The following is a 13,373-nucleotide window of genomic DNA, read 5'->3' as shown; positions in this document are numbered from 1 at the left end:
TTGTTTATGCTAATTAGAGTATAAAAACTTATCTATTAAAAAGGTGGAACACTGAATGAAGCAAAGTAAAACATTTATCCCAACGCTACGTGAAGTACCTGCTGATGCAGAGGTAAAATCACATAAGCAATTACTACGTGCAGGGTTTATTCGTCAAAATACAAGTGGGGTATACTCGTATTTACCGCTTGCAAAACGTGTGTTAACAAAAATAGAAAACATTATTCGTGAAGAGATGGAAGCAATCAATTCAATTGAGCTTTTAATGCCTTCATTACAATCTGCTGAACTTTGGCAGGAATCAGGCCGCTGGGAAAAATATGGTCCAGAATTAATGCGTTTAAAAGACCGTCATGATCGTGATTTCGCATTAGGACCAACACATGAAGAAGTAATTACAACTTTAGTACGCGATGAAATTAAATCATATAAAAAATTACCATTAACACTTTATCAAATTCAAACTAAATTCCGTGATGAAAAGCGTCCTCGCTTTGGTTTACTACGAGGTAGAGAGTTTATTATGAAAGATGCATACTCTTTCCATGCATCACGTGAAAGTTTAGATGAAACATATGATGATATGTATCGTGCCTATTCAAATATTTTCTCTCGTCTAGGTTTAAACTATCGTGCAGTTATTGCAGATGCAGGCTCAATTGGTGGGAAAGGCACACATGAATTTATGGTGCTTTCAGAAATTGGAGAAGATACAATTGCATACTCTGATACGTCTGATTATGCGGCGAACATCGAAATGGCAGAAGTTCTTGTAGACTATCAACCATCAGATGAAGCATTAAAAGAGCTTGAAAAAGTGGCAACACCAGATCAAAAAACAATCGAAGAAGTATCAGCTTTCTTAAATGTTGAACCTTCAAATGTCATTAAATCATTAGTGTTTGACGTTGACGGTGAATTAGTGGTTGTACTTGCTCGTGGAGATCACGAAATTAATGATATTAAACTGAAAAATGCGCTTGATGCTGGTTCTGTTGAACTTGCTAGTGAAGCGGCGATTCTTGAAGCATTAGGCTGTGGAATTGGTTCAATCGGTCCTGTTAAATTACCAGTAGACATAAAAGTAGTAGCTGACAATGCTATTAAATCGATTCGTAACGGTGTTGCTGGTGCGAACGAGGATGGTTTCCACTTAGTAAACGTTAACCCTGAGCGTGATTTTGCAGTGAATGAATACGTAGATATTCGTTTTATTCAAGAGGGTGATCCATCTCCTGATGGACAAGGTACTATCAAATTTGCAGAAGGTATCGAAGTTGGTCATATTTTCAAATTAGGAACAACTTACTCTGCAAAAATGAATGGTACATTCTTAGACGAGCAAGGTAAAGCACAGCCATTCATTATGGGATGCTATGGTATTGGTGTATCACGTATTTTAGCTGCTGTTGCAGAGCATTTCCAAGATGAAAATGGTTTTGTTTGGCCAACACAATTAGCTCCTTATGATATCCATGTTGTTCCTGTTAATACAAAGGATGAAGCGCAGGTTGCCTTAGCTGATGAACTTTATGGTTTATTGAAATCATACCGTTATGATGTGCTATTAGATGATCGTGCTGAGCGAGCTGGGGTTAAATTTGCAGATGCTGATTTAATTGGCTTACCTGTCCGTGTAACAGTAGGTAAAAAAGCAACTGAAGGTGTTGTTGAAGTGAAATTCCGTCAAACAGGTGAAACGTTTGAATGGAAAAAAGAAGAGGTCATTGATCGCTTAAATGAATTTTTTCGCAAAAATTAATTTCCTTTAGAGCTTGTCCCAAAAAGGATGTAATGGCACTAAATAGATAAAAGATTCGCGCCACTTCTCGGGGACAGCGAGCCAAGCATGAATTCATAGATGTTTAGGATTTGTGAGGCTTGACGGTCGCCCGCGGAAAGGGAGCGAATTTTTTCTTTGGTTCGTAAACGTTGGTGAGGAAATAAAACAAGGGGCTTTTAAGACTGCCTCTTTCTGAAAGTAGGTGTCAATAGATTGGAACAGCAACAAGAAGCAAGATCGAAGTTTCAAATGCTCTTGCAACAACTAGAGTTAACAGATGATGTGTATATGTCCTTTTTTGAAGAAGGTGAATTATCAAGACTAACTGTACACAAAAAGAACAGGCTATGGAATTTTACCATTAAATTACGAGATGTACTTCCTTTTCCACTATACCAACTATTTCGTACTCGTTTGACTGAAAAATTTTCAGCGATCGCTCAAATCCACACAACTTTTGATACAGTAGAGAAAAATGTTACAGAAGAACTTGTCCAACAATATTGGCTAACAGTAGTAGAACAAATAGATGAAATGGCGCCACCTTTAAAACATTGTCTAGCATCGCAAATGCCTATGTGGAATGGGCAAAAAATTACTTTATCCTGCATGCAAGAAATGGAATTTATGATGCTGAAAACAAAGTATGCAGAAAAGCTTTCCGAAAGCTATAGTCAATTTGGCTTTCCACACATTGTGATAGATTTTGTGCTTCAAGATCAAACGGAAGAAATGATTGCGGCACAGGAAGCTTTCATGGAACAGAGGCGTTTAGAGGAAGCAGCTTTAGCTCAGCAAGCGATACAAGATTACCAAAAACGTGAGCAGGAGAAGAAAGAAAATCCAGCTATTGCGAACCTTGGCGACCGCCCATTCCAGCTTGGTATGTTAATTAAAGATGATGAAACAATGGAAATTAAACGCATTGTTGAGGAAGAACGCCGTGTTATCATAGAAGGTTTTGTTTTTGATACGGAGATTAGGGAGCTGAAAAGTGGTCGCTCTTTATTACAAATTAAAATTACCGACTATACGGATTCCATCGTTGTAAAAATGTTCTCGCGTGATAATGATGATGCAGAGCTAATGCAACATTTGAAAAAAGGTATGTGGGTTAAAGTTCGTGGTTCTGTACAAACTGACACATTCATTCGTGATTTAATCGTTATGGCAAATGATATCAATGAAATCAAAAAAGAAACACGACAGGATAAAGCGCCAGAGGGAGAAAAACGAGTTGAATTGCATTTGCATACACCAATGAGTCAAATGGATGCTGTGACACCAGTTGATAGACTCGTTGCACAGGCTGCAAAATGGGGTCATCCAGCCGTGGCTATTACCGACCATGCTGTTGTGCAATCCTTCCCAGAGGCATATTCTGCAGGGAAAAAGCATGGAATAAAAGTTATTTACGGTCTGGAGGCTAATTTAGTAGACGATGGTGTACCGATTGCTTATGCATCTGAGCACCGATTATTAGCTGATACTACCTATGTCGTGTTTGACGTAGAGACGACAGGGCTATCAACTGCTTACGATACTATCATTGAGCTCGCTGCGGTGAAAATTAAAGATGGCAATGTGATAGACAAATACGAAAGCTTTGCAAATCCACATCATCCACTTTCAGCAACGACCATTGAACTGACAGGTATTACAGATGATATGGTACGAAACGCGCCAGAAGTAGAGCAAGTCATTAAGGAGTTCCATGCATTTATCGGAGATGGCATAGTAGTAGCCCATAATGCATCGTTTGATATGGGTTTTTTATACACAGGCTATAAAAAATTCGGGCTAGAGGGAACGATTCATCCAGTTATTGATACGTTGGAGCTTGCCAGAATGCTTTATCCAACGATGAAAAACCATCGTTTAAATACACTTTGTAAAAAATTCAATATTGAATTAACCCAGCATCACCGAGCTATTTACGATACAGAGGCAACTGGTTACTTACTTTTACAGCTGTTAAAAGACGCAGATGAATTAGATATCAAATACCACGACGACTTTAATAAGCATGTTGGTGGTGGAGATGCTTATAAAAAGGGACGACCAATGCACTGCACAATATTAGCGGTAGATAATGCTGGACTAAAGAATTTATTTAAAATAGTCACCCACTCCCATACAAAAACTTTCTATCGTGTACCCCGCGTAACACGAGCGGTTCTAGAGCAATATAGAGAAGGTTTATTAGTTGGATCAGGTTGTAGTAATGGTGAATTATTTGAGACGATGATGAATAAATCCCCAGAGGAAGCAGAGCAAGTTGCGAGATTTTATGATTATATTGAAGTTCAACCAAAGGCAGTGTATGCACCTTTAATTGAGCGTAATGTCATTCGTGATGAATGGACACTTGAAGATATTATTCGCAAGCTCGTAAAGCTAGGGAAGAAGATGGATAAACCAGTTGTAGCTACCGGTAATGTCCATTACTTAGATCCGACAGATGGGATGTTCAGACAAATTCTAATCGGTTCTCAAGGTGGCGCCAATATTTTAAATAGATCGAAGCTGCCTGAAGTTCATTTTAGAACAACTGATGAAATGCTTGAAGAATTTGATTTTTTAGGACCGGATCTTGCAAAGGAAGTAGTTGTTACTAACTCTCAAAAAATCGCAGATATGATTGGTGATGTTAAGCCAATTAAAGATGATTTATATACACCAAAAATCGAAGGCTCAGATGATGAGGTCACAAATTTAACCTATGAAATGGCTCATCGTATATACGGAGAAGAGTTGCCAGAAATCGTGAAGGCTCGAATTGAAAAGGAACTAAAGTCAATTTTAGGCCATGGTTTCGGAGTAATTTATTTAATTTCTGCGAAGCTTGTGAAAAAATCATTAGCTGATGGCTATTTAGTAGGTTCCCGTGGTTCAGTTGGTTCTTCATTAGTGGCGACCTTTATGGAGATTACGGAAGTAAATCCACTTCCTCCTCATTATGTTTGTCCGGATTGTAAGCATTCCGAGTTTTTTAATGATGGTTCAGTAAGCTCAGGCTTTGACTTACCAAATAAAGATTGTTCTGAATGTGGAACGCCGTATAAAAAGGATGGACAGGATATCCCATTCGAAACGTTCCTTGGCTTTAAAGGAGATAAGGTACCTGATATTGATTTGAATTTCTCAGGGGAATATCAACCACAAGCCCATAACTATACAAAGGTATTATTCGGTGAAGATTATGTATATCGTGCTGGGACAATCGGTACAGTTGCGGAAAAAACAGCGTATGGCTATGTAAAGGGCTATGCAAATGATAATAATCTACATTTCCGTGGTGCCGAGGTAGATCGATTAGTGCAAGGCTGCACGGGCGTAAAACGTACAACAGGGCAGCACCCTGGGGGGATTATCGTAGTACCGGATTATATGGATATTTTTGACTTCTCACCAGTGCAATTCCCTGCGGATGCACAAGATGCAGAATGGCGTACAACACACTTTGATTTCCATTCCATTCACGATAATATTTTAAAACTTGATATTCTTGGGCACGATGATCCGACTGTGATTAGGATGTTGCAGGATTTATCGGGGATAGATCCAAAAACCATTCCAACAGATGATCCAGTCGTTATGAAAATCTTTAGTACTCCAGAATCTTTAGGCGTAACAGAAAAACAAATTGGCTGTAAGACAGGAACACTCGGTATTCCTGAGTTCGGTACCCGTTTTGTACGCCAAATGCTTGAAGATACAAAGCCATCAACATTCTCAGAGCTTGTGCAAATTTCAGGACTTTCACACGGAACGGACGTATGGCTTGGTAATGCGCAAGAGTTAATTCAAAACGGTACATGTGTACTGAAAGAAGTAATTGGCTGTCGTGACGATATTATGGTGTATTTAATTTATCAAGGTCTAGAACCGTCACTGGCGTTTAAAATTATGGAGTCCGTGCGTAAGGGGAAAGGTTTATCTGAAGAATTCGAAGCAGAGATGCTAGCGAATAAAGTACCAGGCTGGTATATCGAATCATGTAAGAAAATAAAATACATGTTCCCGAAAGCCCACGCGGCAGCTTACGTGTTAATGGCTGTTCGTATCGCTTGGTTTAAGGTGCATTTCCCGATTCTTTATTACGCAGCGTATTTCACAGTACGTGCAGATGATTTTGATTTAATTGCGATGGTACAGGGCTCGCAAATGATTCGTGCAAAAATTGATGAAATCAATATGAAGGGCTTAGATGCTTCAACAAAAGAAAAAAACTTATTAACTGTAATGGAACTAGCACTTGAAATGTGTGAGCGCGGTATGAGCTTCCAAAAGGTGGACTTATATCGTTCGCAGGCTAGTGAATTTATCATTGATGGAAACTCTTTAATCCCACCATTTGACGCAATTCCTGGACTTGGTACGAACGTTGCTAAACAAATTGTGGCTGCACGTGAGGACGGAGAATTTTTATCGAAGGAAGATTTACAACAACGAGGTCGAGTATCCAAGACATTAATAGAATACATGGATCAATTAGGTTGTTTAGAAGGAATGCCTGATGCGAATCAGTTATCACTTTTCTAAAATAAGAAGGTTAGACTGAAGACATCATCATCATAACGAATAACTTATAAGCCTTATGCTCAAATTAAGGCTATAAAGTTGAGGATGACATTTGTTAAAATGTATACCTTGTATAAAAGTTGATTGGAGTGGAGGCTAGGCGACTCCTTGGGGATTAGCGTCACAGATGAGACCCTGGAGCGAGCATCGCGAGTGAAGCGGCTCATCGGACGCCCCCAGGAAGCTCTGCTCTGCGCGAAAGCGAAGCGTCAGTGGCAAAGCGCCAAGCCGGAACGGAAATCAACTCTCACGTTATGGTGATGAACCCTAATTTAAGCAAAAAATTCAAATTCCAGACACAATTATGCCGAGGCATAATTGATTAGATGTCTAGAAAAAGGAAATTTGCATTGTGCTGTAAACTATGCTATCCTTATGGTAATAATTTGTTGATATTTTTCCAGCAAAAGAGTGGGGCCTTCCCGCTCTTTTCTGTTGTTATACCGTAGCAAAACAAATTTTTGACTAACCGCAGGTAAGACCGTTAAATTTCACCAAAGCTACTGGTGGAATTTCTGTTTTATTACGCTAGAATTAGATAGATACAGGAGGAAACAATGAGCAAAGTACCATCTTTAATTGAAGAGCTCGCTAAACCGATTGTTGAAGAGTTGAATCTTGAGCTAGTAGATGTCGAGTTCGTAAAAGAAGGACGTAACTGGTTTTTACGTGTTTATGTGGATACACCTGAGGGTGGAATTGACATTGAACAATGTGCTCAAGTAAGTGAACGACTAAGTTTACTGTTGGATGAAAATGATCCAATTACACAAAACTATTATTTAGAAGTTTCTTCACCTGGAGCAGAACGTCCATTAAAAAAAGATACTGATTTTGAAAAAGCGATTGGCAAATTTATTTATGTTAAAACATATGAGCCTATCAAGGACATGAAGGAATTCCAAGGCTACTTAACGTCATACGATGAACATACATTAGTGATGGAAGTACGCATTAAAACGCGTAAAATTACAGTAACAATTGAACAAGAAAAAATCGCATTGGCACGACTTGCCATCGATTTTTAAGCATAATGCATATTTAGGAGTGAAAACAAAATGAGTAGTGATTTGTTAGATGCGCTAAATGCGCTGGAAGAACAAAAAGGAATTTCAAGAGATGTGTTAATTGAAGCAATAGAAGCGGCATTAGTTACAGCTTACAAACGCAACTTCAATCAAGCACAAAATGTCCGTGTTGACTTAAATTTAGATAAGGGCTCTATTCGTGTCTTTTCACGCAAAGATGTTGTTGAAGAAGTAGAAGATGACCGTTTACAAATCTCTGAAGAAGATGCCAAGGCTATCAACCCTGCATATCAATTAGAAGATGTGGTTGAGCAAGAAGTGACACCTCGAAACTTTGGTCGTATTGCTGCACAGACAGCGAAACAAGTTGTTACACAACGTGTACGCGAAGCAGAACGTGGCCTAATTTACGAGCAATATGTGGACCGTGAAGATGATATCGTGACAGGTGTAGTTGAGCGTTTAGATGCTCGTAATATCTACGTAGGTCTAGGAAAAGTAGAGGCTGCATTACCACAAAACGAACAAATTCAAGGTGAAACATATCATCCACATGATCGCATCAAGGTCTATATTACAAAGGTTGAACGTACAACACGTGGACCACAAGTTATTGTTTCACGTACGCATCCTGGTTTATTACGCCGCTTATTTGAAATGGAAGTACCTGAAATTTATGAAGGTATTGTAGAAATTAAATCAATTGCTCGTGAAGCAGGGGATCGTTCTAAAATCTCTGTTTTTGCACATAACGAAGAGGTAGATCCAGTAGGTTCATGTGTAGGTGCAAAAGGCGCTCGTGTGCAAACAATTGTAAATGAATTAAACGGTGAAAAAATCGATATCGTTGAATGGTCAGAAGATCCAGTTGTATTTGTAGCAAATGCTCTTAGCCCATCTAAAGTTTTAGATGTTCAAGTCAATGAAGAAGAAAAATCTACTACTGTTGTTGTTCCAGACTATCAATTATCACTAGCAATCGGTAAACGTGGTCAAAATGCTCGTTTAGCGGCTAAGCTAACTGGCTGGAAAATTGATATTAAGAGTGAAACAGATGCCCGTGAGTTAGGTATTTATCCATCTGCAACAAGCACTTTCGTACCTGCTGAGGATGAAGAAAGTGATTTTGATGATGTGACAGTTGACTTATATCAAGACGACGAAGAATAAGTAAGAAAGCCCGTGTGACTAGTTAGCTGCCATTATTCAGTGGGCGTTGGGCTGCGTCGACTGAATAATGGCAGAGCCTATGTTGGAAAATATTATGGTTGAAATCCAAATATATATAATGTAGTGCAATGGCTAGTCCACCTCTTACGACAAGCTTCAGAGAGGAAAGGTGATTCTTATGGCTATTAATAAAAAAGTACCTCTTCGAAAATGTGTAGCTACCGGAGAAATGCTACCAAAGAAAGAAATGATTCGTGTCGTTCGTTCGAAAGAGGGCGAGGTAAGTGTTGATGTCTCCGGAAAAAAACCCGGACGTGGTGCCTATGTCTCTAAATCGGAAAAGGCGATTGAAATCGCCCGTAAGAAAAATGTTTTAGGGCACCAACTTGATGTTAAAATTCCTGAAGAAATTTACGATGAGCTTATTTTGTTGATTCGTAGGGAGTCTATTATATGATTAATAATCAAGCGGTGTATAATTTGCTTGGGATAGCGGCAAGAGCCCGTAAAGTGATTTCAGGAGAAGAGTTAGTAGTAAAGGAAGTCCGCAATGGTAATGCTAAGCTAGTACTGCTTGCAAACGATGCTTCTAAAAACTCTAGCAAAAAAATTCAAGATAAATGCACGTATTACAACGTTGAGTATCATGTAATTGGTGATCGTTATGATCTAGGACATGCTACAGGTAAGGAGGCCCGAGTGGCTTTAGCTATTACCGATAAAGGTTTTGCAAGCAAATTGTCTAGTCTACTCAACGAAAAATAATCGGGGGTGAGCAGATGACCAAAATCAGAGTTCATGAATATGCGAAACAAGTGAATAAAACGAGTAAAGAGGTTATTGAAGCACTAAATAAATTAAATGTTAGTGTAACAAACCATATGTCAATGTTAGAAAAAGACATAGTGGCAAAGTTAAACCAATCATTTAAAAATATAAAAGATGTGAAGCAACCTACTCAAAACGTATCGCAAAAATCACAGCAATCGGTGAAAAAGCAAGATGGGCAAAAGCAGCAATCTGCTACTTCCAAGCCTAAAGCAAATAATCAGCAACAAACGTATCAAAACTCAAATTCGTCTAACGAAAAATCTAAGAATACAAAAGGTAGTCAAAATCGAAATATGACAAATAATAATAATAACAATAATAATAATAATAATCGTAGAGGTGGCGGAGGTTACAACCAACGTCCAAAACCAGGAATTCATGGCGGAAAACGTCGCCATCCAAAAACACATCAGCCAAGTCTGCCAGTGAAACAAAAGGAATTACCAGAAAAAATTACTTTTGTTGAATCACTTTCAGTAGCGGAATTAGCTAAAAAATTACACCGTGAGCCATCAGAAATTATTAAAAAATTATTTATGCTTGGTGTAATGGCAACAATTAACCAAGAATTAGATAAGGATGCAATTGAATTAATTTGCGCAGACTATGGTGTAGAAGTTGAGGAAGAAATTCGTGTAGATATTACGGATTTAGAAACACACTTCGAACAAACAGAAGAAGTTAACGAGGCAGACTTATCAGAACGTCCTCCTGTAGTAACAATTATGGGTCACGTTGACCATGGTAAAACTACATTATTAGATTCTATTCGTAATACAAAAGTTACAGCAGGAGAGGCTGGAGGTATTACTCAACATATCGGTGCTTACCAAGTAACTGAAGGCGACAAAAAAATTACGTTCCTAGATACACCTGGACACGCTGCGTTTACAACTATGCGTGCGCGTGGTGCGAAAGTAACGGACTTAACGATTTTAGTAGTAGCTGCGGATGATGGTGTTATGCCACAAACTGTAGAAGCGATTAATCACGCAAAAGCAGCAGAAGTACCAATTATCGTTGCAGTCAATAAAATGGATAAACCTTCAGCTAATCCAGACCGTGTAATGCAAGAGTTAACAGAGCATGGCTTAGTTCCGGAAGCTTGGGGCGGCGAGACTATTTTCGTACCGATCTCAGCATTAAAAGGTGAAGGCATTGATACATTACTTGAAATGATTTTACTTGTCGCTGAAGTTGGAGAATTAACAGCGAACCCTAATCGCTTAGCACTTGGTACAGTAATTGAAGCTCAACTAGACAAAGGCCGAGGCTCTGTTGCAACACTTTTAGTACAAGATGGAACATTAAAAGTTGGGGACCCAATTGTTGTCGGTCATACTTATGGGCGAGTACGTGCTATGGTGAATGATAAAGGCCGTCGTGTGAAAGAAGCTGGACCATCAACGCCAGTAGAAATCACAGGCTTAAATGAAGTACCACAAGCTGGTGACCGTTTCGTTGTCTTCGAAGATGAAAAAACAGCACGCCAAGTTGGGGAAACTCGTGCAATGTCAGCGATTCAAGCACAGCGTTCAGAAAAACAACGCGTAACGCTTGATAACTTATTCGAACAAATGAGTCAAGGCGAAATGAAAGAGCTAAACTTAATTGTTAAAGCTGACGTTCAAGGTACTGTAGAAGCTATGGCTGCATCATTAATGAAAATTGATGTTGAAGGCGTAAACGTGAAAATTATTCACACTGGCGCTGGTGCGATTACAGAATCAGATATTTCTCTTGCTGCTGCTTCAAATGCAATTGTTATTGGCTTCAACGTTCGTCCAGATGTCAATGCAAAACGTGCTGCAGAAGAAGAGGGCGTAGATATTCGTCTACACCGCATTATCTATAAAGTAATCGAGGAAATTGAACAAGCAATGAAAGGTATGCTTGATCCAGAATTCGAAGAAAAAATTATTGGTCAAGCAGAAGTTCGTCAAACAATTAAAGTATCAAAAGTTGGTACAATTGCTGGTTCATACGTAACAGAAGGTAAAGTAACTCGTGATTCTGGCGTACGTGTAATCCGTGACAATGTAGTAATTTTTGAAGGTGAATTAGATACACTTAAACGTTTCAAAGATGAAGTTAAAGAAGTTGCAAGAGGTTACGAATGTGGTATTACAATTACAAACTTCAACGATATTAAAGAAGGCGACATTATTGAAGCTTATATTATGGAAGAAGTTAAACGCGTATAATGATTGTTTATGCAGAAGTTGAATTCATGATTCAAACTGCCCATTCGTTGAAGGAAAAACGTGCTGTTTTACAGCGTATGCTTACCCGCACTAAGCAAAAATTTAATGTATCCATTGCTGAAATTGACCATCAAAATGTATGGCAACGCACGAAAATAGCGCTTGTAGCTGTTTCTTCTTCAAAAGAAGCAGCCGAGCGTGAAATTAATCACGCGCTTCACTACTTACAGTCAAATCCGGCTTGGGAACAGCTAAATGTGTGGCGAGACTATTTATAAGTAACATTAGAAGTTGTGTTGTATGATTTAGTCATACCTTGCATGTAAATATATGTGCAAGTGAGGATACAACTTTCTGTACATCGAAATTGAGGTGACAAACTATGTCTCTACGCTCAAACCGTGTCGCTGAGCAAATGAAAAAAGAGCTTGGTGATATTATTGGACGTAAAATAAAAGATCCGCGTGTTGGTTTCGTTACTGTTACTGGTGTTGAGGTGACAGGTGATTTACAGCAAGCGACAATTTATATTACAACTCTAGGCAATGAACGTGAAAAAGAGGAAACACTAAAAGCTTTATTAAAGGCTTCTGGTTTCATTCGCTCAGAAATTGGCTCACGAATCCGTTTACGTCGTACACCAGAACTAATCTTTGAGTTCGATTCATCGATTGAATATGGAAACCGTATTGATTCATTGCTACGTGGTTTACACGAAGAATAAGTTTAACTAAAAAAGTCTGCCATATGCATTTTCATGCAGGCAGACTTTTTACATTCATCAAAAAATGCAATAGAACATTTTGTGGTCTATCATTTTAAAATAAACTAAAAATTGAATTGATTGTAGGAGGAAATTTATGAACGGTATTTTACCGCTTTGGAAGGAACGTGGCATGACAAGTCATGATTGCGTCTTTAAATTACGTAAAATTTTACGTACTAAAAAAGTTGGCCATACAGGCACGCTTGATCCAGGTGTTGAGGGAGTTCTTCCGATTTGTATTGGTCAAGCAACACGCATTGCAGAATACTTAACTGATGCAGGAAAAACCTATGAAGCTGTTATTTCAATTGGCCGTACAACGACAACTGAGGATGCAGAAGGAGAAATGGTTGAGCAAGATAGTACGAATAAAAAGTTCACACGTGCTCAATTGCAAGAGGTTTTAGCATCGCTAACAGGTGTTATTCAACAAACGCCACCGATGTTTTCGGCAGTCAAAGTAAATGGCAAACGTCTTTATGAATATGCTCGAAAAGGTGAAATTGTCGAAAGACCTACACGTCAAGTTACTATTTCTGCATTAGAGCTACTAGATGATGTAGAAATATATGAAGGGAAAGAAATTACATTCCCTGTACGTATAGCGTGTAGTAAAGGGACGTATATTCGAACACTAGCTGTGCAAATCGGAGCGGCACTTGGCTATCCTGCACATATGAAAGAGCTCGTACGTACAGCATCAGGTACATTTACACAAGAAAATTGTTTTACATTGGCACAAGTTGCTGAGCTGATGGAAGCTGAACAAATGGATACATGCATTTTACCAGTTGAGTATGCATTAACAGATTACCCATATATTGAGATCACTTCTGCGAACGAAAAAGAAATTTTCAATGGACAAGTGCTTCCCGCAGATACATTATTAAAGAAACATGATAAAATTGTTTTTGGAATCAATGGGAAAGCATTTGCGGTTTATCAAGCCCATCCTACAAAGGAAGGGTTAATGAAGCCACATAAGATGTTTCCGACGATAGAGTAGG

Annotated in this window: 10 protein-coding genes; all 10 read left to right on the top strand. The window is 38.8% G+C overall.

Features of this window, described 5'->3' with window-relative positions; translation table 11 throughout:
• Positions 1-55 precede the first annotated feature (55 nt).
• Positions 56-1,762 carry a proline--tRNA ligase gene (locus ACFVT8_RS10730; RefSeq protein ID WP_387080027.1) on the top strand — a complete coding sequence of 569 codons (1,707 nt, stop codon included), beginning with the start codon at positions 56-58 and terminating at the stop codon, positions 1,760-1,762.
• Between the two features lie 234 nt (positions 1,763-1,996).
• Positions 1,997-6,328: a PolC-type DNA polymerase III gene (locus ACFVT8_RS10725; RefSeq protein WP_387080029.1), complete on the top strand. Its 4,332-nt coding sequence runs from the start codon at positions 1,997-1,999 to the stop codon at positions 6,326-6,328.
• A 596-nt stretch (positions 6,329-6,924) separates the two neighbouring features.
• Positions 6,925-7,395, top strand: coding sequence for a ribosome maturation factor RimP (gene rimP, locus ACFVT8_RS10720; protein WP_079560495.1), 471 nt, complete (start codon positions 6,925-6,927; stop codon positions 7,393-7,395).
• Positions 7,396-7,425: 30 nt separating this feature from the next.
• The gene (gene nusA, locus ACFVT8_RS10715; protein ID WP_387080031.1) at positions 7,426-8,565 is read left to right on the top strand and encodes a transcription termination factor NusA; all 1,140 of its coding nucleotides are present in this window, start codon (positions 7,426-7,428) and stop codon (positions 8,563-8,565) included.
• Between the two features lie 178 nt (positions 8,566-8,743).
• A complete protein-coding gene (gene rnpM / locus ACFVT8_RS10710) occupies positions 8,744-9,022 on the top strand; it encodes an RNase P modulator RnpM (RefSeq protein WP_068983119.1) in 279 nt (92 codons plus the stop codon).
• Positions 9,019-9,330, top strand: a complete 312-nt coding sequence (locus ACFVT8_RS10705; protein ID WP_387080033.1) for a YlxQ family RNA-binding protein — start codon at positions 9,019-9,021, stop codon at positions 9,328-9,330. Before rnpM ends, ACFVT8_RS10705 begins: the two co-directional genes overlap by 4 nt.
• 14 nt (positions 9,331-9,344) lie before the next feature.
• Positions 9,345-11,600, top strand: coding sequence for a translation initiation factor IF-2 (infB, locus tag ACFVT8_RS10700; RefSeq protein WP_387080034.1), 2,256 nt, complete (start codon positions 9,345-9,347; stop codon positions 11,598-11,600).
• Positions 11,600-11,878 (top strand): DUF503 domain-containing protein, encoded by a 279-nt coding sequence (locus ACFVT8_RS10695; RefSeq protein WP_387080036.1) that lies wholly within the window; start codon positions 11,600-11,602, stop codon positions 11,876-11,878. Before infB ends, ACFVT8_RS10695 begins: the two co-directional genes overlap by 1 nt.
• Positions 11,879-11,982: 104 nt before the next feature.
• Complete coding sequence (gene rbfA / locus ACFVT8_RS10690; RefSeq protein WP_100543905.1) at positions 11,983-12,324, top strand: 30S ribosome-binding factor RbfA; 342 nt, start codon at positions 11,983-11,985, stop codon at positions 12,322-12,324.
• A gap of 136 nt (positions 12,325-12,460) precedes the next feature.
• Positions 12,461-13,372: a tRNA pseudouridine(55) synthase TruB gene (truB, locus tag ACFVT8_RS10685; protein WP_387080038.1), complete on the top strand. Its 912-nt coding sequence runs from the start codon at positions 12,461-12,463 to the stop codon at positions 13,370-13,372.
• Position 13,373 lies beyond the last annotated feature (1 nt).

The organism is Lysinibacillus sp. NPDC058147 (genome assembly GCF_042884205.1).
Taxonomy (GTDB): domain Bacteria; phylum Bacillota; class Bacilli; order Bacillales_A; family Planococcaceae; genus Lysinibacillus.
Note: the sequence above shows the minus strand (reverse complement) of the source record. Positions and strands in the feature narration are given on the sequence as shown.

Excerpts from the sequence above, each read along its gene's own strand:
- truB (WP_387080038.1), top strand. The coding sequence starts at position 12,461 with ATGAACGGTATTTTACCGCTTTGGAAGGAACGTGGCATGACAAGTCAT.
- ACFVT8_RS10730 (WP_387080027.1), top strand. The coding sequence starts at position 56 with ATGAAGCAAAGTAAAACATTTATCCCAACGCTACGTGAAGTACCTGCT.
- rbfA (WP_100543905.1), top strand. The coding sequence starts at position 11,983 with ATGTCTCTACGCTCAAACCGTGTCGCTGAGCAAATGAAAAAAGAGCTT.
- rnpM (WP_068983119.1), top strand. The coding sequence starts at position 8,744 with ATGGCTATTAATAAAAAAGTACCTCTTCGAAAATGTGTAGCTACCGGA.
- rimP (WP_079560495.1), top strand. The coding sequence starts at position 6,925 with ATGAGCAAAGTACCATCTTTAATTGAAGAGCTCGCTAAACCGATTGTT.
- infB (WP_387080034.1), top strand. The coding sequence starts at position 9,345 with ATGACCAAAATCAGAGTTCATGAATATGCGAAACAAGTGAATAAAACG.
- ACFVT8_RS10695 (WP_387080036.1), top strand. The coding sequence starts at position 11,600 with ATGATTGTTTATGCAGAAGTTGAATTCATGATTCAAACTGCCCATTCG.
- ACFVT8_RS10705 (WP_387080033.1), top strand. The coding sequence starts at position 9,019 with ATGATTAATAATCAAGCGGTGTATAATTTGCTTGGGATAGCGGCAAGA.
- nusA (WP_387080031.1), top strand. The coding sequence starts at position 7,426 with ATGAGTAGTGATTTGTTAGATGCGCTAAATGCGCTGGAAGAACAAAAA.